The organism is Burkholderia singularis, from assembly GCF_001718875.1.
Lineage (GTDB): Bacteria > Pseudomonadota > Gammaproteobacteria > Burkholderiales > Burkholderiaceae > Burkholderia > Burkholderia singularis.
The window spans coordinates 1,199,669-1,220,572 of sequence record NZ_CP013448.1 but is presented as its reverse complement, the minus strand read 5'-3'; the positions used below and the strand labels follow the sequence as shown (position 1 = coordinate 1,220,572).

At 62.1% G+C, this 20,904-nt stretch carries 17 protein-coding genes; 4 read left to right on the top strand and 13 right to left on the bottom strand.

All coding sequences use genetic code 11. From position 1 onward, the window contains the following. Positions 1-960, bottom strand: a complete 960-nt coding sequence (locus AQ611_RS05575; protein ID WP_059519980.1) for a UDP-glucose 4-epimerase family protein — start codon at positions 958-960, stop codon at positions 1-3. Then, a complete protein-coding gene (locus AQ611_RS05570; protein ID WP_082712101.1) occupies positions 957-1,748 on the bottom strand; it encodes a glycosyltransferase family 2 protein in 792 nt (263 codons plus the stop codon). Before AQ611_RS05570 ends, AQ611_RS05575 begins: the two co-directional genes overlap by 4 nt. Positions 1,749-2,186: 438 nt before the next feature. Between AQ611_RS05570 and AQ611_RS05565 the strand changes: the two genes are divergently transcribed. After that, a complete protein-coding gene (locus AQ611_RS05565; RefSeq protein ID WP_069235150.1) occupies positions 2,187-3,299 on the top strand; it encodes an acyltransferase family protein in 1,113 nt (370 codons plus the stop codon). A gap of 56 nt (positions 3,300-3,355) precedes the next feature. On the opposite strand, the gene AQ611_RS05560 is transcribed toward AQ611_RS05565, so the two are convergent. The 3 genes from AQ611_RS05560 to AQ611_RS25385 form a co-directional block, all read right to left on the bottom strand. After that, the gene (locus AQ611_RS05560; protein WP_069235149.1) at positions 3,356-8,401 is read right to left on the bottom strand and encodes a glycoside hydrolase family 99-like domain-containing protein; all 5,046 of its coding nucleotides are present in this window, start codon (positions 8,399-8,401) and stop codon (positions 3,356-3,358) included. Between the two features lie 80 nt (positions 8,402-8,481). Next, the gene (locus AQ611_RS05555) at positions 8,482-9,879 is read right to left on the bottom strand and encodes an ABC transporter ATP-binding protein (protein ID WP_069233947.1); all 1,398 of its coding nucleotides are present in this window, start codon (positions 9,877-9,879) and stop codon (positions 8,482-8,484) included. A 117-nt stretch (positions 9,880-9,996) separates the two neighbouring features. Beyond that, a complete protein-coding gene (locus tag AQ611_RS25385; protein WP_156789213.1) occupies positions 9,997-10,140 on the bottom strand; it encodes a hypothetical protein in 144 nt (47 codons plus the stop codon). On the opposite strand from AQ611_RS25385, the gene AQ611_RS05550 reads away from it, so the two are divergent. From AQ611_RS05550 to AQ611_RS05540, 3 genes are all read left to right on the top strand, one after another. Then, on the top strand, positions 10,139-10,954 hold the full coding sequence (locus tag AQ611_RS05550) for a sulfotransferase family protein (protein WP_059519983.1): 816 nt from the start codon (positions 10,139-10,141) through the stop codon (positions 10,952-10,954). The genes AQ611_RS25385 and AQ611_RS05550 overlap by 2 nt on opposite strands. 176 nt (positions 10,955-11,130) lie before the next feature. After that, positions 11,131-11,955: an ABC transporter permease gene (locus AQ611_RS05545; protein WP_059519984.1), complete on the top strand. Its 825-nt coding sequence runs from the start codon at positions 11,131-11,133 to the stop codon at positions 11,953-11,955. Continuing rightward, positions 11,945-13,366, top strand: a complete 1,422-nt coding sequence (locus tag AQ611_RS05540) for an ABC transporter ATP-binding protein (RefSeq protein WP_069233946.1) — start codon at positions 11,945-11,947, stop codon at positions 13,364-13,366. Before AQ611_RS05545 ends, AQ611_RS05540 begins: the two co-directional genes overlap by 11 nt. Before the next feature lie 101 nt (positions 13,367-13,467). On the opposite strand, the gene AQ611_RS05535 is transcribed toward AQ611_RS05540, so the two are convergent. The 8 genes from AQ611_RS05535 to rfbA are packed head-to-tail and all read right to left on the bottom strand — an operon-like array spanning position 13,468 to position 20,900. Next, on the bottom strand, positions 13,468-14,019 hold the full coding sequence (locus AQ611_RS05535) for a D-glycero-alpha-D-manno-heptose-1,7-bisphosphate 7-phosphatase (RefSeq protein WP_059519986.1): 552 nt from the start codon (positions 14,017-14,019) through the stop codon (positions 13,468-13,470). Beyond that, positions 14,009-14,725 (bottom strand): nucleotidyltransferase family protein, encoded by a 717-nt coding sequence (locus AQ611_RS05530; RefSeq protein ID WP_069233945.1) that lies wholly within the window; start codon positions 14,723-14,725, stop codon positions 14,009-14,011. The genes AQ611_RS05535 and AQ611_RS05530 overlap by 11 nt, the downstream gene beginning before the upstream one ends. Further along, entirely contained in the window at positions 14,722-15,303 is a 582-nt protein-coding gene (locus tag AQ611_RS05525; RefSeq protein WP_059520087.1) for a D-sedoheptulose-7-phosphate isomerase, read from the bottom strand. Before AQ611_RS05525 ends, AQ611_RS05530 begins: the two co-directional genes overlap by 4 nt. Beyond that, a complete protein-coding gene (locus tag AQ611_RS05520; protein ID WP_059519988.1) occupies positions 15,303-16,355 on the bottom strand; it encodes a GHMP family kinase ATP-binding protein in 1,053 nt (350 codons plus the stop codon). Before AQ611_RS05520 ends, AQ611_RS05525 begins: the two co-directional genes overlap by 1 nt. A 2-nt stretch (positions 16,356-16,357) precedes the next feature. After that, positions 16,358-18,544, bottom strand: a complete 2,187-nt coding sequence (locus AQ611_RS05515; protein ID WP_069233944.1) for a glycosyltransferase — start codon at positions 18,542-18,544, stop codon at positions 16,358-16,360. 30 nt (positions 18,545-18,574) lie between these two features. Beyond that, positions 18,575-19,474: a dTDP-4-dehydrorhamnose reductase gene (rfbD, locus tag AQ611_RS05510; protein WP_069233943.1), complete on the bottom strand. Its 900-nt coding sequence runs from the start codon at positions 19,472-19,474 to the stop codon at positions 18,575-18,577. Continuing rightward, complete coding sequence (rfbC, locus tag AQ611_RS05505) at positions 19,471-20,022, bottom strand: dTDP-4-dehydrorhamnose 3,5-epimerase (protein WP_059519991.1); 552 nt, start codon at positions 20,020-20,022, stop codon at positions 19,471-19,473. Before rfbC ends, rfbD begins: the two co-directional genes overlap by 4 nt. Beyond that, the gene (gene rfbA / locus AQ611_RS05500; protein ID WP_069233942.1) at positions 20,007-20,900 is read right to left on the bottom strand and encodes a glucose-1-phosphate thymidylyltransferase RfbA; all 894 of its coding nucleotides are present in this window, start codon (positions 20,898-20,900) and stop codon (positions 20,007-20,009) included. Before rfbA ends, rfbC begins: the two co-directional genes overlap by 16 nt. Positions 20,901-20,904 lie beyond the last annotated feature (4 nt).

Sequence of the window (20,904 nt, the reverse complement as noted above, 5' to 3'; positions counted from 1 at the left end):
CTAGCTCTCGATATTGCGCGCCCGGTACCAAGCCGCCGTCGCTGCCAGACCCTGCCAGGTCGTGAACGGCGGCTGCCAGTCGAGCACCCGCTTGATCCGGCCGGTATCGAGTTGCAAACTTCCCGTCAGACGATCGATCTGCGCGGTACGCCCCGTCAGCCTGCCAGCCGCGCGCAACACGCCGGCGGGCACCGGGAGCAATCTCGCCGGACGGCCGATCGCCTCGCCCGTCATACGCAGCAGCGCGGCAACCGACGGTGCATCGTCGTCCGCGACATGAAAACAGCCTCCCGCCGCGCGCGGATCGATCGCACATCGGGCTAGCGCATCGGCAAGGTTGTCGACGTAGACGATGCTGCGCCGCGCGGCGATCGCGCCGAGCGGCAGCGGTATGCCCCGCGCCACGGCGTCCATCATCCGCAGGAAGTTTGCGCGCACACCGGGGCCGTAGACGAGCGGCGGGCGCACGATCACGACGTCGAGACCGCAAGCTTGCCCGAACTGCCGCAGCGCCGCCTCCGCATCGCGCTTCGATCGGCCATACGGATCGTCCGGCAATGCCGGATCGTCTTCACGCAACGGCCGGCCACCATCGGTTTCGGCAATCGCCTTGATGCTGCTCACGAACACGAAGCGACGCGCGCCGTGGCGCCGCGCGGCTTCGGCCACGCGCAACGAGCCCTCGACGTTCGTCGCGCGGAAAGCCGCTTCGGGATCGGCCGCCGTGTCGTTCATCACGTGCACCCGCGCGGCCAGATGCACAACGCAATCGAGATCCGGCCATCGCGCCTCGGCGAGTCCGGCAAAATCGCGGCCGTCGTGCGCCCACTCCCGCACGCCTTCGACGCATTCGCCCGTCCGCCGAACGAGCCCCGTCACGATATGTCCGCCGGCCAGCAACGCACGGCACAAGGCGCGGCCGACGAATCCGTTCGCCCCAGTCACGACGACTCGGCTCATAACCATTTCCAGCCGAATCGGTTATAGAACTTGAATGCCGACGCAACGAACATGCGAATGTGCGCGAATCCCTTGCGCGCCGCCCCTCCGCCGTGATGGAGAATGCATACTGCGGGCACATAGGCGATGCGCGCGAGTTCCGCGGCGCGCAAACTCAGATCATAGTCCTCGAAGTACAGGAAATAGCGCGCATCGAAGCCTCGCAGCCGCTTGAGCAGCTCGGTGCGAAACAGCATGAAACAGCCGCTGACGATCGGCGGATCCCATACGATCTGCGTTTCGTCGATGCATTCGCGCATCTCGTATCGGGACAACCGGCGCGCGAACGGCCGGCGCAGCGAGGTCGGCAGAAACCCCCGCACGAACAGGTCCAGCAGCGCCGGATAGCGGCGGCACAAATACTGGAGATGGCGCTCGCCGTCATAGATGCGAGGCGACAACAGCCCGGCCTCGGGATGCGCGTCGAGAAAATCGAGCGCCTGGACGAGCGCATCGGGCTCGAGATCGATATCGGGATTCAGCACCAGATGATAGCGGCTTCGCGCGCGTTCGATGCCGAGGTTATGGCCGCGTGCATATCCGACGTTGCCGTGCCCCGCGATCAGCGTGCAACCGATGCCCGCACGGGCGAGCGCTCCGAGACGCTCGGACAGATCGGGCAAGCCGCCGTTGTCGATGAGAAAGATGTCGAGCGCGATGCCGGGGCGGGCTGCTTGCAGGCACTCGCACGCCGAGATCAGGCTGGTCAGGGTTTGCACAATCTGCGCGCGGTCAGGGTAATACGTCACGACCGAAATCGATAATCCTTCGCCGCTGGACGGTGGAGAACGGCGAGACGGAGATTCGACGAAATGGGATGCCACGTGCTGACGGAACCTTCAATAAGGGCGGAAATCATCGGCGCGATTGCGCTTGCCCGCCGCGGCGCTCCATTGCATTGGGGCCTGCGGCGATTATCGTGCGTTTGCCAAAGCGATTGGCCTACCCGGCGCGGCTTGCGTATCGGCCGATATGCTTCGGAGGTCGAACCAGACGGCCGTGCATAGCGCCCTTGCCGCGGGGACGCCGCGGCGAGCTGTCGGCGCAGCCGCCGCCCGCACGGTCTACGCCCGCCCCACACCGCGAGAGCGCGCCGCATTCTACCACTGTGGCCCGCCGCGCCCGCCGCGCCGGCGCCGCCGAATCGCGATGCTATGATACCCGATGCACCTATGTCGGATTGGACGATGACCCCCCCGAAGCTCGGCTTTATCGACTCGTTGCGCGGCCTTGCCGCGTTGTATGTTCTGCTGTACCACTTCACGCCCATCACGACGCCGTCGGCAGCGGCGCCTCGATGGCTCGCGCCGTTTACAGGGCTCGGCGGCTCGGGCGTCACGCTTTTCTTCGTCGTCAGCGCGTTTACGCTCTGCCTGTCGATGGACACGCGCAAGCAGGACGAATCGACACCGCTTCTCAATTACTATCTGCGCCGTTTCTTTCGCATCGCTCCGCTTTTTTATGTCTGGATGGTCTTGTACTGCATCCGCGACAAGGCCATATTCGGCGCTGTCCATTCGCCGGCGGAGATCCTGCGTAGCCTGTTCTTCGTATTCAACCTAAGCCCCGGTCACGAGCAAGGCTTCGTCTGGGCAAGCTGGACGCTCGGCGTCGAAATGCTTTTCTACGTATTCTTCCCGGCGGTGTTCCGCTACGCGAGCAACGTCGGCCGGGCCTTGGCGTTCTTGTTCGCCGCGCTGCTCGTGCGCTCCTTTTGGCATGCGCTCGTGCCGCATCTGATATCCGACCCGGCCGTTGCCGCCACGTACTACAATTTCAGCCTGCTGCGCCACTTGCCGACATTCGCATTCGGCATCGTCGTCTATCGTGTATATGGCTTGCTCGATATCGAACGCGCACGGCGATATGGAATCGGTGAATTGTTGGTCGCCGCCGCCGTCGCGTTGCTGCTTGCCCTCGCATACGGTTTCGTCCAAATCGGCGAACTCGAAGGGCTGACGATCGAAGCCGTCATTTACGGCATGCTGTTGGTTGGCTTGGCGATCAAGCCGCCGGCCGCGCTGGTCAACCCGCTGACGCGTTTCTACGGAAAGATCAGCTACTCCGTCTACCTGAGCCATGCAACGACGCTGTTCCTGATGTCCAAGCTGTTCGCGGCGATCTATGCGCGCATCCCCTACGTGACGCTCGCCTATGCTCTGTCGGTGACGGCCGGCGTGGCTGTCGTCACCGCGCTGTCGTGGTTCACCTACACGTTCGTCGAGACGCCGGGCAACAATCTCGGCAAGGCGGTGATCCGCGCCATTCGTCGGCGCGGGACCGGCAGCCTCACGGCCTGAAAGCCGATGCGGCCAATCAGGGGCGGCGCCGCCCCCGCGCGCGCCTCGCTCACGCGTCAGTGAACCAGCTCGTCGCGCACGCGCGCGTCGACGTTGAATTGCTCGCAAAGCTGCTGCATATACCGATCCGCCAACTCGGCGACCGACGCGCCGATCGCGTGATGCTGCCGCACCCAGAGCTGAATACTCCGGATCTCCTTGAGCAACGCTTCGGCATTTCCACCGATCGTCACGCTGCTGCCGTGCCGGCGATGCAGATTCAGCGCATTCGACGAGAATGCGATCATGCCCTGGCTGACGACCCGCAGATACACCATCCAGTCGCCCGCGACCCGGAACTGCCGGATCTCGTCGAAGTGGCGCTGCAAGACTTCGTCGAGCGTGGACCGCTTGAACACGACCGCGCTGACGTTCGGGATGGTGTTTTTCACCGCCAGCGCGCCGGCGATTTCGTCCGCGCCGGCGCCGTGGTAGGACGCATTCCATTTGACGCTGGAGATGTCGGCCACATAGTCGCGATAGTGCTCGCAGACGACTTCGCCCGACTCCGTCATCTGCTTCGATTCGCAGTAGCTCAACACGGTACGCTCGTCCTCGAATCCCGCCATCACCGTCTCGAGAAATTCGGGTTGGGCCAGATCGTCCGCTTCGGCAATCCACACATAGTCGCCGCGCGCGAGTTCGACGCCACGCTTCCATTGCGTGAACACAGAACCTGAATTGACGCTGTTGACGATCAAGCGATTGTCGACGCTCCGGTTCGCCAGCTGCTCGCGGATCGCGCGCACGCTGCCATCGGACGAATTGTCGTCGAGCACGATCAGTTCGTAGACCGGATAGGTCTGCTCGAATACCGAATTCAGACGCTCCCCGATATAGCGCTCGTAGTTGTAGTTCGGCACGACCACCGACACGCGCTTGAATCCGCAGCCAAGCATGTCGAGCAGATCGAATACGTAAGATCGGAACGAAAACGCTTCGGCAACGATCGCCGCCCCTTTCGCACCAAGCTCCCTTGCATGCTCGGGCCGCTCGATCAATTCGCGCAGCGCGCGGGCAAGGGCGTCCACGTCCTCGAACGGCACGACGACGCCGCACCCCTGCTTCAACAAATCGCAACTGCCGCTCGCACCTTCGAAGCCGACGACCGGCACGCCGACCTCGAGCGCCTCGAGCACGACGGACGGGAATGGGTCCTCGCGCGACGTCAGGACGAGAACGTCCGCCCCCGCGTAATAGAAATCCGTATCGGATTCGAGCCCGGTCACGACGAATCTGTCCGTCAACCCATGCTTTGCAATCAGCGCGTCGACCTTGGCCTTCGCGTCGCTGTCCCAGTGTCCGACCCACACGAAATAGACATCGTCCCGGTCGGCGAATGCGGCAGCGGCTTGCGCAAACAGGTCGACACCTTTGCGTAGATCGGCATAGCCTACGCCCAGCATGATTTTTGCGCCGCTCGGCAAACGCAGCCGCTCGCGCAACATCGAACGCGCCCGCTCGATATCGTGGCGCAGACGGTTTCGCTTATAGAGCCCCTGCGGCCGCACGCGCACGTTGCGATCGTTCAGCCGGGTAAATCGGCCAAACGACTGGTGCACCATCTCCGCGGGAAACACGACAGCCCGCGCGTGCTCCGCGATCTCGGCGGCGTGCCGCTCGAGCTTGTACTTCGACAGCATTCCCTGCAGTTCGTGAATCAGCGCGATGCAGTTCACGCCGCTGCGAGACAGCGTACCGACGAACAATCCCGAAACCGTCGTATTGCAGATCGCGAATCGGAAACCCTGCTGTGCAAGCTCGTCGGCCAAGCCGCGCGCCTCGTCGCCTTCAGGATCGACTCCGGACAGATCATGCACGATGCCCCAGCGTTCGAACTCGGCCTTCAGCGGCCCCTCGCCGAGCAGCACCGTCGTGACCTCGATGCCGAAATCCGTCGTCAGCGTCTTGACAAGATTCAGCGCGAGATACTGGGCGCCGTGCGCGTAAGCGTCGTGCGAAACCACCAGCACGCGACGCGTGGCCGCGTTGCGATTGGCCTGCGTCAATGCATTGCGGGTCGCTTGCAGCCACGCATAGCCGTATCGGCGATCCGGCTCGAGATGCGCGCCTTCCGCCCATTCGTTCCACGCATTGATGAAAACGAGACGCTCATCGGGATTGTCGATGCGTTGCACGGTATCGGTCGCGGCGTTGTACAACCACTCCTCGTATAGCTTCGGCGTCGAACCGACGAATACCGCGCCTCGCCCAGGCTTGCGCGCCTCGTTGTCCCACGAAGGCGTCACGCCGCGCAACAGCCGGTATTCCGTGTCCGGATAAGCGCGGCTGCGCTCGACGAAATGCGTCCAGTCCATGATGTAGCCGGAATACTCCGGGTTGATCAACGTGACGCTGTCGGCCTTCGACGGAGGCTGACTGTTGTTCGGCGGAAACTCGATCGCCGCATCGAACCCATATTCGCGCGGGTCTGCTTTCTCGAACGACTGGGTATAAGCGAGATACAACTCTCCCAGGCCGTTCGCGCGCGCCCAATCGCGCCACCGCTTGACGGTCGCGCGCGCATCGGGCAGCAGATTGGGACGATATACGAGCAACAACGGGCGGCCGTTGATGCGGATGTAGCGCTCATCCCGCATGTATTGCGCGATGTGCTCGATGAACGCCATATCGTCCTCGGGCGAATGATGCTGCGAGATCAGCAGTTCCTGATCGAGGCCGTCCCAACGCCGCGACCAGTTCTCGTTCGCCCAGCACAGACAGAACGGCAGATCGAATTCCCGATGATCGAGGTATTGTCGAATCGGCGCCTCCATCAGGCGCTTGCCGCCAAACCAATAGAAGTAGAAACAAAAGCCGCCAAGGCCCGCCGCCTTTGCAAGCTCGACCTGCCGCTGCTGCACGGCAGGAATGCGCAGATCATAAAATCCCAGCTCTCCGGGCAAGTGGGGCTGATAGTGGCCGACGAACTGAGGCACCGCACGCGTGACATTCGTCCATTCGGTAAACCCGCGCCCCCACCACTCGTCGTTTTCCGGAAACGGATGGAACTGCGGCAAATAGTAGGCGATCGCCCGCACCGGCACTTGTCGCGGCGGGCTCGGCGGATGAGCCTGATAATCGGATGACGGCGTCACGGCCGTGACCGGGAACTCACTGGGAGCGGACGTCTTCGTCTGCGTCGCCGGAGCTGCTGGCACCGCTGGCTCGGGCGCGCGAGCGGCCTGAGCGGCGCTCGCCCGATTTGCCGCCTCCTCTCGCAGACGGCTGCGCAACGCGGCCCACTCCTGATAGGCGCGCGTGTGCGAAAACAGCCCCGGCAGCAATCGGAAGAAAGCGCCTTTGACCTTTCGCTTAAACGGCGCCGGCATGGGCAATCTGCGATACACGAGCTTGCCCGCCGATCGGATCGCGGCCGAGCGCGCCTCGCCGCCCTGCATTATCCGCTTGGCAAAGCGCAACGGCTTGGTCAAACGCCAAGACGTACTCGAAAGAATCTCGCCGATTTGCGCATCGAGTTCGCGAAGCCGCGCTTCGTCGTGAATCTGACCGTTGCGGCGGCCTAATTCGGCGACGACGCGAAAATGCTCGTTCACGATACGCTCACGCTCTCGCTCGAGCGCGAGCAGCCGTTCGGATTTGTCGGCGAGTTGAGCGCTCACCCCCTCCAATTGCGCATTCTTCTCGTCGAGCGCCTTTCCGAAGCGCATGCGCAGCGAGCGCTCCGTGACGGCAAACAGATCCGTCAGCTCGGACAATCTGCGCAGCATGTGGTCGATATCGGCATCGGCCGTGGAAGACTCGGCACGATCTTGCGACTCCTTGCGCGCGCCGAGCAGCTGCATCGCCTCGCCGATTCGCGCCTTCAACATGTCCAGTTCCGCCTGCGACGCCATCGCAAGACCAGCGATCGCCTCGACTTCCGAGCGCACGACGAATCGAACGGATAATGCCCAGTTGTTCGCGATGCGGCTCAACACGCGTTCCGGCACGGGTATTTCAAACCACGGGTTGCTCCCGGGCACGACAAGCGTGATGGGCCACCCGCTGCCGAGCCGATGCGCGCCGAATATCTCGGGCGCCGCGTCCGCGTCGTCATGCCAGGACCACACGGTGCGGCCGTCCGCATCGAGCAAATCGACCGCATGCAACTCGACGACGCCCGGACGATCGCTCGGATCGAACCGCAGCCTGCGGACATGCAACTCGGTGGACGGCTCTCGCAACTCGAGACGCGCGACGCGTTCGGTATTGTCGGCCAGCACGTGGCAGCCCATTGCGTGACGTTCCGACCATTTGTCGTCGACATCCGTCTGCCAATAGATCTTGCATTCGATGCGCGCGCTGTCGGCGGATTCGCCCGCGCCGGCAACGGCCTCGTACATCGTGGCGTCGAGCGCCGGCAGCGCGACGTCGGCCGCGAGCGCGATGAAGTACAGCGGGCGGGCAACACCGACATGCTCCGAATCCTTGCCCGGACCTTCATGCGTCAGCGTGCGCACCCCGGTTTCCCGCGGCTCCAGTCCGGCGAGCATCGATCCCGTCACGACCCGCTGACCGTAAAGCGCCACCTGCGAAAACCGCGTGCGCAACAGCGATTCGAATTCGTCGAGATAGAGTTCCTTCACATGCCACGGGTTCGAATAGCCCGTCACATCCGAGTATTCGTGCTTGTTAGGGCTCGAAATGATCAGGAGTCCGCCCGGGCGCAACACGCGCTTGATCTCACGGATCATCGCCTCGTGCTGATCGTGGTGCTCGATGGTCTCGAAGCTCACGACGAGATCGACGCTCGCGTCGCCAAGCGGAATGTCGGCAGCCGATCCGACGATGAACTCGAGGTTGCCGGTGCGATGACCGTAAGTGGCCGCCGCATGGCGAACGGCCTCCTCGCTGATATCGACGCCGACCACGGAGGCCGCCGTTTGCGCGAGCGCAAACGAGCCATAGCCCTCGCCGCACGCGATGTCCAACACGCGCAGGCCAGCAGCAAGCTTGCGCGCGACCAGATATCGATGCATGTGCTCAACTTCGATCTGCGCCGACATACCGGGGATGTATCGTTCGCCGTCCCAGGCCAAATCGTCGTTGTGCTCGGACATGTTTCCTTGCTCCTTGCCGGATGGGGACAACGTGTCCTCCAGATTTTTCAAATAATCGTTTGACATATGAATCGCGCCGTTTACGCGTTGGCCGCTATGGCCGACACGCCGACGCGCAGCATCGGCACGGCGAGAAGATAATTCGCGACGCTCGACGAATGCACGCGTATCGGCAACGCGTCGTGAATCCAGTGCAACTGAACGTGGTCCTGCTGCGTCCCATCGGCAATGGCGACGTTGACCGAATACTCGCCAACCGGCAATACCGGCATGGCAAACGAGAAACTCGCGACGAGCGTATCGCCCGCGCCGCACGACGCGCGCTTGTCCCGATACGTCAGATAGGTGTTCTCGCCGAATAGCGGCTGCCCGAGCTGATCGTTGAAGAAAAATCCGACGATGGGCGAGCGCACGTCCTCATTGATGAATGCGGACACGCGAAGCGTGACGTCTTCCCCGCCCACGGCCCATGCAAGCGGCCGATTCTCGCGGTCGACGAACCGGACGTCGACGATACGCGCCGCACCGCTGCCGAACGACGCCGCATGCGGCTCGAAACGCAGAATCTCGATGTCGTTGCGATAAGGCGTCCGATTGATCGTCGCCAGGCGTGTATCGCGCGCCGCGTCGACCGGCGCGGCAAGCGCCGCGCGTTTGGGCGCCGGCCGCGCTCCATCGTCCGGCACCGTGGGAGCGGTATCGAAATAAGCATCCAGATAGGCTTCGCAGACCTCATCGGGATCGCCCTCGAGGCGAACCTCCCCCTTGTCGATCCAGATCACGCGCGAACACAACTTCTTCACGGTCGACGTATCGTGACTGACGAATAGGATAGTTCCCTTTTTCCGGAACTGATCCATGTATCGCAAGCACTTCTGATTGAAGAACGTATCGCCGACGGCCAGCGCCTCGTCCACTACCAGGATGTCGGCATCGACATGCGCGATCACCGCGAACGCAAGGCGCACGAACATCCCGCTCGAATAGGTCTTGACGGGTTGATCGATAAACTCGCCGATGTCGGCGAACTCGATGATCTTGTCGAGCCGCTCGTCGACTTGGCGGCGGGTAAGCCCGTGCAACTGCGCGTTCAAATAAACGTTCTCGCGGCCGGTGTATTCGAGATCGAATCCCGAACCCAGTTCGAGCAGGGCCGCGACTCTGCCTACCGTCTCGATCGAACCGCTGCTCGGGTTCAAGGTTTGGCAAACGATCTGAAGCAACGTGCTTTTCCCGGAGCCGTTTCTCCCGATGATGCCGATCGTTTCACCCTTGGCGACCGTGAAGCTGACGTCGTTGAGCGCCCAGAAGACACTGCCATATGACGCCGCCTTGGCCCGCGCGTACTCACGCGATGCGCCGGGCAGCACGCGGCTCGCGGCGCCGAATGCGGCTTGCTTGAGCCGATTCGCCGGCAGATCGTACGAACGGAATCCCTTTGCCACCCTTGACGCGCGAATGACAATCTGCTTAGACATCAAAGCCACTTCCTGGAAGACGCGATCGCCTCGCGACCACAAAAGAACCCGGTTCGTCTGAGCCAGGTGTAACAGATTATTTTAACAAACCGTCGATGGATCGGTGCTGAGTATACTTCATGCGGCATTGGGCTCCCGCACGCCGCGCCGCCTCCTGCCGTTACCGAACGTAACGGCGCGCACCGTGTCGATGTACGAATCAACTGCGAGGCGATGCCGCTGCGCGCCCTTCTCGATCCCGACGCAAGGTTGTTCAGCCATGTTCATCATCTTCGGCTCACCCCGCTCCGGCACGACATTACTCAAGGAAACGCTTAACCTGCATCCGGATTTGTTCATACCGATGCAGACGACCCTGATCAGCACGAGTGCGCATATTGCCGGCAGCATTTCCCAATGGGACGAGGCCGCCGACGTCATCGCCCGCTCGCTCGTCGCGTCCGACGATTTCCCGGTCGTTTTCGGCGCCCATTTTACGAAAGCGGAGATCGTCGACGTCATCCAGTCGGCGCCTCATTCACTCGCCGGCGTGCTTCAGGCGCTCTACGGCGAATTCGCCCGCCGACTCGGCAAGCGGGAATGCGGCGACAAATCGCCCGACGACCTGCTTTCGATTCGCAAGCTCGAACAAGTCGGACTGCTGAACGCCTCGATCAAGTTCGTTCACATCGTCCGCGACGTGCGGGGCTCGGTCGCATCCCTGCTCAACGTGGACTGGGCACCCGCCGATATCGAAGAATGCTTCCCGCGAATCTGGAATTACACTAATTTGCATTTGTATCACGCGCTCAAGGACAAACCGAACTACCTCCTCGTACGCTACGAGGATTTCGTCTCCCAGCCCGAGGCAACCATCAAGCGCCTCACGGCATTTCTCAACGTGCCGTTTCTCGAATCGATGCTCGACGCGAACCAGCGCGGCCTCGAATTGCGCGCCAATCCGAGCCATCAAAATCTCGCACGGCCGTTCATGCCGGATCGCATCGAAGCATGGCGCAATCAGCTGCCACAAAACGTGGTGAAACACTGCGAGTACAGCGCGCAGGAAGGACTGCAAACATTCTGTTACACCTGATGCCGCGAATCCGCGGCGCGGTCATGCGGCAGCAAACGGTCCAAACCTCTATGAGATAATGCGGTTGCGCTCGGCCGCCCAGGGCGCACGCCGCGTCTTCGTCGCGGCGTCCATGCCGCGGCAGCCCGCAATTCGCTCATCTCTCGTACCACCACGCTGTACTTGCCCGCACACCCATGCAAAGCTTTAGTGCCTCGCCGATGTACCTGTTGACATCGCTCGTGAAGAATCGCCGGCTCATGCTCGACCTCGCACGGCGAGACGCAGTCGGCCGCTACAAAGGGTCCGCGCTCGGCATCCTCTGGTCGATGCTGACCCCGCTCTTGATGTTGAGCGTCTACACCTTCGTGTTCAGCGGCGTATTCAAATCTCGCTGGGGCAACGCATCGACGCCGGGATCGCACGGCGAATTCGCCGTCGTGCTCTTTGCGGGCATGATCATGTTCAACGTATTTTCCGAATGCGTGAATCGCGCGCCGTCGATCGTTCTCGTCAACACGAACTTCGTGAAGAAGATCGTCTTCCCGCTCGAGATTCTGCCGTGCATCTGCCTGCTGTCGGCGCTCTTTCACGCATTCGTCAGCATCACGATCCTGTTGATCGCCGAATTCCTGATACAAGGCAGCGTGCCTGTAACGGCGCTGATGTTGCCCATCGTTCTCGCGCCGCTCTGCTTGCTGATTCTCGGCATTTCTTGGATTCTGTCGGCCACCGGCGTGTATCTGCGCGATATCGGCCAAACGATCGGCATTTTCGTGACGGCGCTGATGTTTCTCTCGCCGATCTTCTTTCCGGTGTCATCGCTGCCGCCGAGCGTTCAAGCGCTTGTGTACTGGAATCCGTTGACCTTCCCGATCGAACAAAGCCGCAACGTGCTGATCTGGGGGAAATCGATCGATTGGACGATGTGGTGCTCGTATCTCGCCGTCAGCTTGATCGTCGCATGGATCGGCTTCGCATGGTTCCAGAAGACGCGAAAAGGGTTTGCGGATGTCATCTGAGCACGTTATTCAGGTCGCATCGCTGAGCAAGGGTTTCAAGACCTACGATCGTCCGTCGGATCGGCTGCGCCAGCTCGCGTTCAATTTCGCCGCGCGCCTGGCCCCGGCCGCCTCGTTGAAATCGTGGCTGCATCGCCGCGCCGACAACGCGGGCCGTACCTTCTGGGCGCTGCGCCACATCGATTTCACGGTCAAACGCGGAGAAACGGTCGGCATCATCGGCCGCAACGGCTCGGGCAAGAGCACGCTGCTGCAGATGATCTGCGGAACGCTGTCGCCGACGGAAGGCACGATCCGCACGACCGGGCGCATCGCCGCGCTGCTGGAGCTGGGTTCCGGCTTCGATCCGGAGTACACGGGGCGCGAGAACGTCTACATGAACGGCCAATTGCACGGCCTAACGCAGGAGCAGATCGACGAGCGCTTCGCGGCCATCGAGGCGTTTGCCGATATCGGCGAATTCATCGATCAGCCCGTCAAGACCTATTCGAGCGGGATGTTCGTGCGGCTCGCGTTCGCGGTGATCGCGCACGTCGACGCGGATATTCTGGTGATCGACGAAGCGCTGGCCGTCGGCGACGCGTTCTTTACGCAAAAGTGCATGCGGTTTCTGCGCAAGTTTATGCAAAGCGGCACCGTTCTGTTCGTCAGCCACGATTCCGCGGCAATCCGCAGCCTTTGCACGCGGGCGATCTGGATCGATCACGGCAAGATCATCGACGAAGGCGACCCGAAAGCCGTCAGCAACCGCTATCTCGAGGCATTCTACGAAGCACAGCAAGGCAGAAGCAATATCGCCGCGTCCGCCACCGCTGCGCTTGCCGTCCAACCCGCCGCGCATCAAGAGGATCGGTACGATCAACGCAGCCAGTTCCCGTGCCACGATACGGCAGCGAGCGGCTTCACGCTCGACCCGGAACGAGCGGATTCGTCGCACGTTGACAACGCGATCGTCCATTCCGTCGAACTGACGAAGGAAGACGGCAGCCGGCTGCTCTGGACGGCCGGCGGAGAAATCGCGACGCTTCGCATCGACGCGTCGGTACGCCGGCGCGTGTCGGAGGCGGTCGTTGCGTTCGTCGTCAAGGACAAGCTCGGGCGCATGCTGTTCGGCGATCACACGTATTGGGCGTCGTACCATCATCCGATCGATCTCATCAATCACGGACACCTGGCAGCGGAATTCACATTCGAAATGCCAATTCTCGCGCCGGGCGATTATGCGATCGACGTCATCGTCGCGGACGCCGGAGCGACCGGTAATCAAACGCTGCGGCACCAACACGACGCTTACGTGTTCAAGTCGGAAGCCGCGTCGTCTTCAACCGGCCTGATCGGCTTGCCGATGCGGCAGATCTCGCTGTCCGTCGACTCCGCAGCGCCTGCGCAGGCCGATACCCTGCCGTCATGAATTCGAAGGCGGTTTCGGCAAGCGCTTTCGCACGTCGCGGCCGCCTCTGTCGAAAACATCCGGCAAAAGGATGAACGCGGCCCGCCGCCCGGCTTTTCCGCTCAAATTCCCAATCGCTCGATCGCATCGAACAAGCTCGCGATTCGCACGAATCCTTCGTCCGCGTTCGCCGCCGCCGTAGGACCAAGCAGATAGCGCGCACCGACGCCTGCCGATGCAGCAGCAGCCATGTCTGTGACGGAATCGCCGATCATCGCGGATCGCGCCATGTCGATCGCGTGCTCGCGCTGGGCGGCAATCAACATTCCCGGTGCGGGCTTGCGGCACGTGCATGTCGTCAGATACTCGCCCAGCCCAGCCGTCGGATGATGAGGGCAGTGATACACCTGGGTAATGGATGCGCCTTCGGCCGCGAATCGCTGCAGCAACCACGCAGTGAAGGCGGCGAACGTCGCTTCCGAGTAAAATCCGCGCGCGATGCCCGCCTGATTCGTAACGACGAACACGTCGTAGCCCGCATGTCCCGCCCGGCGAACGAGTTCGAATATGCCGTCGATGAACACGCAATCTTCGGGACGGTGAAGATAGCCAATGTCGACGTTGATGACGCCGTCGCGATCCAGGAACAGCGCCCGCCGCGCATTACTCGGCATTGTCGCTCGCCATTGCCGGCACGCGCGTCTGCGCAAGAGCGTAATCCTCCGGCACACCGATATCGATCAGTTCGCTGACGCTCGGCACCGCGGCAACGTGTAGCTCCGGCAGGCATGCGTAAAGATAATCCTGCTCGAACGAAAAGCGCTCGCCGGGCACGCGCCGCAGGAACGGCTCACGCTTGAGCAGGTAGACGCCGGCGTTGATGAAGCCGTGACCTTGCCGCCCCTTCTCGCGAAACGCGATCACCCGATGCGACATCGCATCGAAATCCACCGCGCCATAGCGCGACACGTCCGGCAATTCGGCAACCGCCATCGCGAGATCCACGCCGGGCTGCGCCGCAGCCGCCGACAGCGCGGCCAGTTCGACGATCGCCATCGTGTCGCCGTTCAGCACGTAAGCGGATTCGGCGTCGACGCGGGCCATCGCCTTCGCAATGGCGCCACCGGTGCCGAGCGGCGCGTCTTCGACGACGTAATGCAGCCTGAGCGCGCCAAACGTCTCGCCGAAATGGCTTTCGATGATTTCGCGTTTATAGCCCACCGCCAGATAGACGTCAGTGAGCCCCTGTCGTTCGAGACGCCGCAGGATCCACCAGAGAAACGGCTTGCCGGCGACATCGGCCATCGGCTTTGGAAGATCGGGAACGACGCTGCGCAACCGCGTTCCCAGCCCGCCAGCAAGGACGATCGCGGGCGTCATGAGCGGGCGAACACTGCGGATTCGACGAGGCCGCACACAACGTGTCCGAGCAGGATATGCGTTTCCTGGATCTTCGGCGTTTCGCATGACGGCACCTCGATACACACGTCGGCTAGCTCGCGCATCGCATTGCCGTGCTCGCCGGTGAATCCGGCGACGTAAAGCCCCTTGTTGCGTGCCTCTTCCATCGCACGCAGGACGTTCGGCGATTTGCCCGATGTCGAGATGCCCCAGAACACGTCGCCCTTCACGCCGACCGCCTGAACCTGACGAGAAAACAGCTTCTCATAGCCGTAATCGTTGCCGATCGCCGTCATCACGGAGGTATCGGTCGTCAGCGCAAAAGCCGGCAATCCGGGGCGATCGAAATTGAAGCGGCTCACGAATTCGCCGGCAATATGCTGCGCGTCCGCCGCGCTGCCGCCGTTGCCGGCAATCAACACCTTGTTGCCCGACTCGAATGCGCGCACGATCGTCCGGGCAAAACCGGCCACCTTGTCGAGCAACGCATCGTCGGCGCGGATGGCCGTGAAGATGTCGACGGCCTTGGTGATTTCGCGACGAATCGCATCCTTCATCATGTTCTCCACGAATAGGCCCCGTGTTTCGTGAAATTGCAAGTGAATGCCTGGCCGTTGAATGGCTGGAGCGCGCGGATGACGTTCGGACGCTTCGTGGGATCGACGATGAACATCATGAAACCGCCGCCGCCCGCGCCCGACACCTTGCCGGCTCTCGCGCCCGCCGCGATCGCGGCGTCGTAGATCGCATCGATGTTCGCATTGCTGATGCTGGTCGCCATCTTCTTTTTCGATTCCCACGACAGGCGCATCGATTCGGCAAAGCTGTCGAAATCGCCCTTGAGAATCGCCTCCTTCATGCGAAGCGCTTCCTGCTTGACGCGATGCATCGCTTCCACCGAGACCGCATTGCCGCGCTTCATGCTTTCGGTCTGTTCCTGGATGATCTTGGCGGACTCACGCGACACTCCGGTATAAAACAGCACAAGCGCCGACTCCAGTTCAGCGAGCACCGACTGCTTCACACGCAACGGATTGACGATGACGCGATCCTTGTAGAACTCCATGAAATTGAAGCCGCCGAATGCCGCCGCATATTGGTCCTGCTTGCCGCCGGCGAGCGCCAGATCAACCCGTTCGATATCGTATGCGAGGTGCGCTATCTCATACTCGCCGAGCGGAATTTGCAGATATTCGACGAACGCATGCAGCAGCGCCACGACCATCGTCGACGACGAGCCCAACCCCGATCCGGGCGGCGCCTCCGAGTGCGTCGTCACCTGGACAGCCAGCGGCTTGCCGCCGTTGTAATCGCGGACCACCCGGTTGTAGACGCCGACATGCAACTCGAGCCCTTTGACGAGTTTCAACGGCGCGGCCATCGGGCCACTCCACGCCACGGAGTTGTCCGCGGCGACGAGTTCCACCATGCCATCGTGGTACGGCGTGATCGTCGCGTATGCATATCGATCGATCGTCGCGTTCAGCACCAGTCCGCCGAAATCGTCGGAGTACGGGGAAACATCCGTCCCCCCGCCCGCCAGCCCGAGACGCAGCGGCGCGCGAGCGCGCACGGCTTCCTTCTTCTGACCAATGCTCATCGGGGTCATCGCTAGTTCGTTTGTAGGTCGAGTGCGAACACATCGCGCATCGCGTCGCTCGAAAAATGACTCGCCACATACGCGCGTCCCGCATCCGAAAGCGCCTGCCAGCGGGCGTCGTCGCGAATCAAATCGATCACGTACTGCGCGAATGCGGCCGGATCGTCCGTCGCAGGCACCAGCTCGTCGAGCCCAGGCAGCCCTTGGAGCCCCACCGGCGTCGTCACGAGCGGCGCGCCGAAATTCAACGCCTCCACCACCTTGTTCTTCACGCCCGCGCCGAAGCGCAGCGGCACGACCGCGACGCGCGCGCCGTCGTACAACTCGGCGAGCCGCTCGTCGGTCACGTAACCGGTCACGGTAACGTTCGATGCGGCGAGCGCCTTCACCTCGTCGGTCGGATTCGAGCCGATCAACATCAGGTCCGCGTCCGGCACCGCTTCAACGATTCTCGGCAGGATATCGCTCACGAACCACTTTGCCGCGTCGACGTTGGGCGGATGCCCGAACCCCGCGACGAAGATGATGCGGTTGCGCTCGCGCGCATACGGCCTGGCGGCGGACGCCGCCCTCGGCTGGAAGAAGTAAGGCGGCAACGTGCGCGCATTCACGCCTGGCGCCATTTCGTTGACCACTGCGGTCTCGTCGTCCGACGGATAATAGACGACGTCGACACTTCGCCAAATCTTCATTTCGAGCGCGCGCATTGCTTCGGCATCCTTGCGCAGGCGCGTATTGCCCGAGACCTCGAACTCCTTCAGCGCACGGGCAAAATGGAGATCGTGTCCGTAGTACAGCAGCTTTGCCTTGGGCGCGTACTTGCGCAGCGGTGCGATGAATGCCTTCGACACGTGCGGCCGGTTCAGGAACACGTAATCGATCGCCTGGTCGGCATGCCGGACCCACTCGTCGAAGCCGTCGATGAACTGCGGACCGTAGAACACTTCGATGCCAAGTTGCTGCAGTGGCTTCACGTATGCTTCGTCATACCAAATATTGCTCGGCCAGAATTTCACGTTGAATCCCATCTGGATAAACACGTGAATGAAGCAGACAAGCGATCTCGAGCCCGCATCCCGATCCGGCTGCGGAACATAGTGATCGACGATCAGCAGTGTCTTGCGGTGGCGTGTGCGGTCTCGGGCTGCGCCGACATGCGTGCCGTTGTCGAAATGTTCGCGGCTCAGTACGTTGTGCCAGCGCTCGCGGAATTTCTTCTGATTCTCGACCTGATAGGCCTTGATACCCGTGCTCGTGTCCGTGCCGTTCGACACGCCTTCGTAGTGAATGATCATCGATTCGGGCTGGTAGTACACCTTCTTGCCCGCGCCGCGCACCTTGAACGCAAGATCGGAATCCTCGCAGTAGGCCGGCGCGTAGCGTTCGTCGAACCCGCCGAGCGCGTCGAACAGTTGCTTCGGCAACAGCAACGAAGCGCCCGACGCGTAATCGATTTCCTTGACGTAGTTGTACGCGCTCTTCGACGGATCATCGAGCCGGCCGAAATTCCACGCCGAACCGTCCTTCCACATGATGCCGCCCGCCTCCTGGAGGCGGCCGTCGGGATAGACCAGCTTCGAGCCCACCATGCCGCAATCCGCACGGGTGGCGAACAACGCGAGCATCGAGTCGAGCCAGCCGGAGGTCACTTCGGTGTCGTTGTTCAGAAAATACAGGTACTCGCCGCGCGCGAACGTCGCCGCACGATTGCACGAGCGCACGAAACCGAGATTTTGTGGATTCTCGACAAAGCGCAACCCCGGCACGTTTCGCAAGCGCAGGATCTGCTGGCAACCCGATGCATCCTCCGCGACGATCACTTCGATCGGCACGGCCGGCAGATGCTCCGCAATCGATCGCAGACATGACAGCGTATAAGGAAGATTGCCGTAGGCGGGAATGACGACCGAAACCTTCGGTGCATCGACTTCGGCAAATCGCAGGCTCGCCAGCACCGCGTCGATTTCTTGCGCCTCGGCAAGCGGCGCTCGGCCAAGCACTTGTTGAAGCGGCGCATTTTGCCGCTTCCACGTCTCGTAATAGACCGTGCCCTCAAACAACGATCCTGCCAGCGTGAATACGGCGTTGGTCAACCGAGCCTTGTTGCGCGAACTGAGCGGGACGGCCTGGTAGAGCTTGCGCCCGATTCGTCTGGCATGCGGCCGCAGCGAACTCAGCAGCCGATTGCGCATTTGCATAAACCCATCATCCTGTTGCGAAACCGCGCGTCAGCGATCCTCGAGCCCGAGATCGTCGATCACGAGCGCCAGCGCCTGACGCCAATCGAGTCGCTGGAGCATGAACCGCCGATCGAATTTTCCGTTGTCGAGAATCGAATTAGCCGGGCGGCGCGCCGGCGTCGGATAGGCGTCGGACGAAATGGGCTCGACGGTTTCCGTCTTGACCGCTTCGGCGCGCGCCGCACGTGCGGCGTCGACGATCGCCGATGCAAACCCGTGCCATGATGTCGCGCCGGCCGCGGTCATGTGAAAGAGGCCGGATTCGAACTGGCCGGCCCGGCGCTCGCGCTGAGCGTGGGCGACCACGTGCGCCGTGAGGTCCGCGATCATGCGTGCGGACGTCGGCGCGCCGATCTGATCGGCGACGACGCGCAGCGTATCGCGTTCATGCGATAGACGCAGCATCGTGCGCAGAAAATTGCGGCCGCGTGCGCCGTAAACCCATGTCGTGCGCAACGTCAGCCAGTCACCCGCAACCGCTTCGATCGCCTGCTCGCCGGCGAGCTTCGTTCGACCATATGCATTGACAGGCGAGGTCGGCATGGTTTCGACATATGGAACACCAGAGGTGCCGTCAAACACGTAGTCGGTCGAATAGTGAACAAGCAATGCATCGTGCGCACGTGCGGCTTGCGCCAGCACGCCGACCGATTCCGCATTCACCCGATGAGCGAGTGCTTCCTGCTCCTCCGCCAGATCGACCGCCGTATAGGCTGCCGCATTGACGATGACGTCCGGCTTGACGGATGCGACCAGCGCGACCAGCGTCTCGGGCTTGGACAGGTCGGCCGTTTCGCGACCGCACGCGACGACGTCGCCAAGCGGCGCGAGCGCTCGACACAATTCCCATCCGACTTGCCCGTTCCGACCAGTAACCAGAATCCTCACGCGAAAACCTCCGCGTCGCTCAGCTTCGCGCCAGCCACATCTTTCGCGGCAAGCAACGGCTCGAAATCGATCGGCCACTCGATCCCGATCGCGGGATCGTTCCACACGATGCTTCGCTCGAATTCGGGATACCAGTAATCGGTAGTCTTGTAGAGGAACTGCGCGGACTCCGACAACACGACGAAGCCATGCGCGAAGCCAGGCGGCACCCATAGCTGCCGATGATTGCCGCTCGACAGCATGACGCCCACCCATTTACCGAAGTTCGGCGAGCTTTTGCGGATATCCACCGCGACGTCGAACACTTCGCCTTCGACAACGCGCACGAGCTTGCCCTGCGCATGCTGAATCTGATAGTGCAGCCCACGCAACACGCCCTTCGCCGAGCGCGAATGATTGTCCTGGACGAACTCGACGCCCGCCTCCACCCGCTGCGCGAATTCGCCCGCATTGAAGCTTTCGAAGAAGAAGCCTCTCGCGTCGCCGAACACCTTCGGCTCGATGAGCTTGACTTCAGGCAGCGCCGTGGGCGTTACTTGGATGGCCATGCGACTTGGTCCGTGAGAATGTTTTTCAGATACTGGCCATAGCTGTTTTTCAACAAAGGCTGGGCGAGCTTGAGCAATTGGTCTTGATCGATCCACTGCCTCCGGTACGCAATCTCCTCGGGACATGCGACCACGAGCCCCTGGCGCTTTTGCAGCGTCGCGATAAACGTCGCGGCCTCGATCAGCGAATCGTGCGTGCCGGTATCGAGCCACGCGTAGCCGCGGCCCATGATCTCGACATCGAGCGTGCCCGCCGCGAGATAGCAGGAATTCACGTCGGTGATCTCCAGCTCACCGCGCGCTGACGGCTTGATGTCGGCCGCGATGTCGCACACCTGGTTATCGTAGAAGTACAGCCCCGTCACCGCGTAGTTCGAACGTGGCTTTGCGGGCTTCTCCTCGATCGACAGCGCGCGGAATTCACGATCGAACTCGACGACGCCATAGCGCTCCGGATCGTGCACGTGATATGCGAACACCGTCGCGCCCGCCTGCTGCGCCGACGCCCGCTCGAGTTGCTTCGCGAGATCGTGGCCGTAGAAGATGTTATCGCCGAGAATCAGTGCGGACGGATCGTTGCCGACGAATTCCCGGCCGATGATGAACGCCTGCGCGAGCCCGTCCGGCGACGGCTGCACCGCGTAGCGGATGCTCATTCCCCACTGGCTGCCATCGCCCAGCATCGCCTCGAAGCGCGGCGTATCCTGCGGCGTCGAGATGATCAGCACGTCACGGATGCCCGCCACCATCAGCGTCGACAGCGGATAGTAGATCATCGGCTTGTCGTAGACCGGCAGCAGCTGCTTCGACACTGCATGCGTGATCGGATATAGCCGCGTGCCGGACCCGCCGGCGAGAATGATGCCTTTACGTGCCATCGCG

Excerpts from the sequence above, each read along its gene's own strand:
- AQ611_RS05575 (WP_059519980.1), bottom strand. The coding sequence starts at position 960 with ATGAGCCGAGTCGTCGTGACTGGGGCGAACGGATTCGTCGGCCGCGCC.
- AQ611_RS05565 (WP_069235150.1), top strand. The coding sequence starts at position 2,187 with ATGACCCCCCCGAAGCTCGGCTTTATCGACTCGTTGCGCGGCCTTGCC.
- AQ611_RS05560 (WP_069235149.1), bottom strand. The coding sequence starts at position 8,401 with ATGTCCGAGCACAACGACGATTTGGCCTGGGACGGCGAACGATACATC.
- AQ611_RS05555 (WP_069233947.1), bottom strand. The coding sequence starts at position 9,879 with ATGTCTAAGCAGATTGTCATTCGCGCGTCAAGGGTGGCAAAGGGATTC.
- AQ611_RS05550 (WP_059519983.1), top strand. The coding sequence starts at position 10,139 with ATGTTCATCATCTTCGGCTCACCCCGCTCCGGCACGACATTACTCAAG.
- AQ611_RS25385 (WP_156789213.1), bottom strand. The coding sequence starts at position 10,140 with ATGGCTGAACAACCTTGCGTCGGGATCGAGAAGGGCGCGCAGCGGCAT.
- AQ611_RS05545 (WP_059519984.1), top strand. The coding sequence starts at position 11,131 with ATGCAAAGCTTTAGTGCCTCGCCGATGTACCTGTTGACATCGCTCGTG.
- AQ611_RS05540 (WP_069233946.1), top strand. The coding sequence starts at position 11,945 with ATGTCATCTGAGCACGTTATTCAGGTCGCATCGCTGAGCAAGGGTTTC.
- AQ611_RS05535 (WP_059519986.1), bottom strand. The coding sequence starts at position 14,019 with ATGCCGAGTAATGCGCGGCGGGCGCTGTTCCTGGATCGCGACGGCGTC.
- AQ611_RS05530 (WP_069233945.1), bottom strand. The coding sequence starts at position 14,725 with ATGACGCCCGCGATCGTCCTTGCTGGCGGGCTGGGAACGCGGTTGCGC.
- AQ611_RS05525 (WP_059520087.1), bottom strand. The coding sequence starts at position 15,303 with ATGAAGGATGCGATTCGTCGCGAAATCACCAAGGCCGTCGACATCTTC.
- AQ611_RS05520 (WP_059519988.1), bottom strand. The coding sequence starts at position 16,355 with ATGACCCCGATGAGCATTGGTCAGAAGAAGGAAGCCGTGCGCGCTCGC.
- AQ611_RS05515 (WP_069233944.1), bottom strand. The coding sequence starts at position 18,544 with ATGCAAATGCGCAATCGGCTGCTGAGTTCGCTGCGGCCGCATGCCAGA.
- rfbC (WP_059519991.1), bottom strand. The coding sequence starts at position 20,022 with ATGGCCATCCAAGTAACGCCCACGGCGCTGCCTGAAGTCAAGCTCATC.
- rfbA (WP_069233942.1), bottom strand. The coding sequence starts at position 20,900 with ATGGCACGTAAAGGCATCATTCTCGCCGGCGGGTCCGGCACGCGGCTA.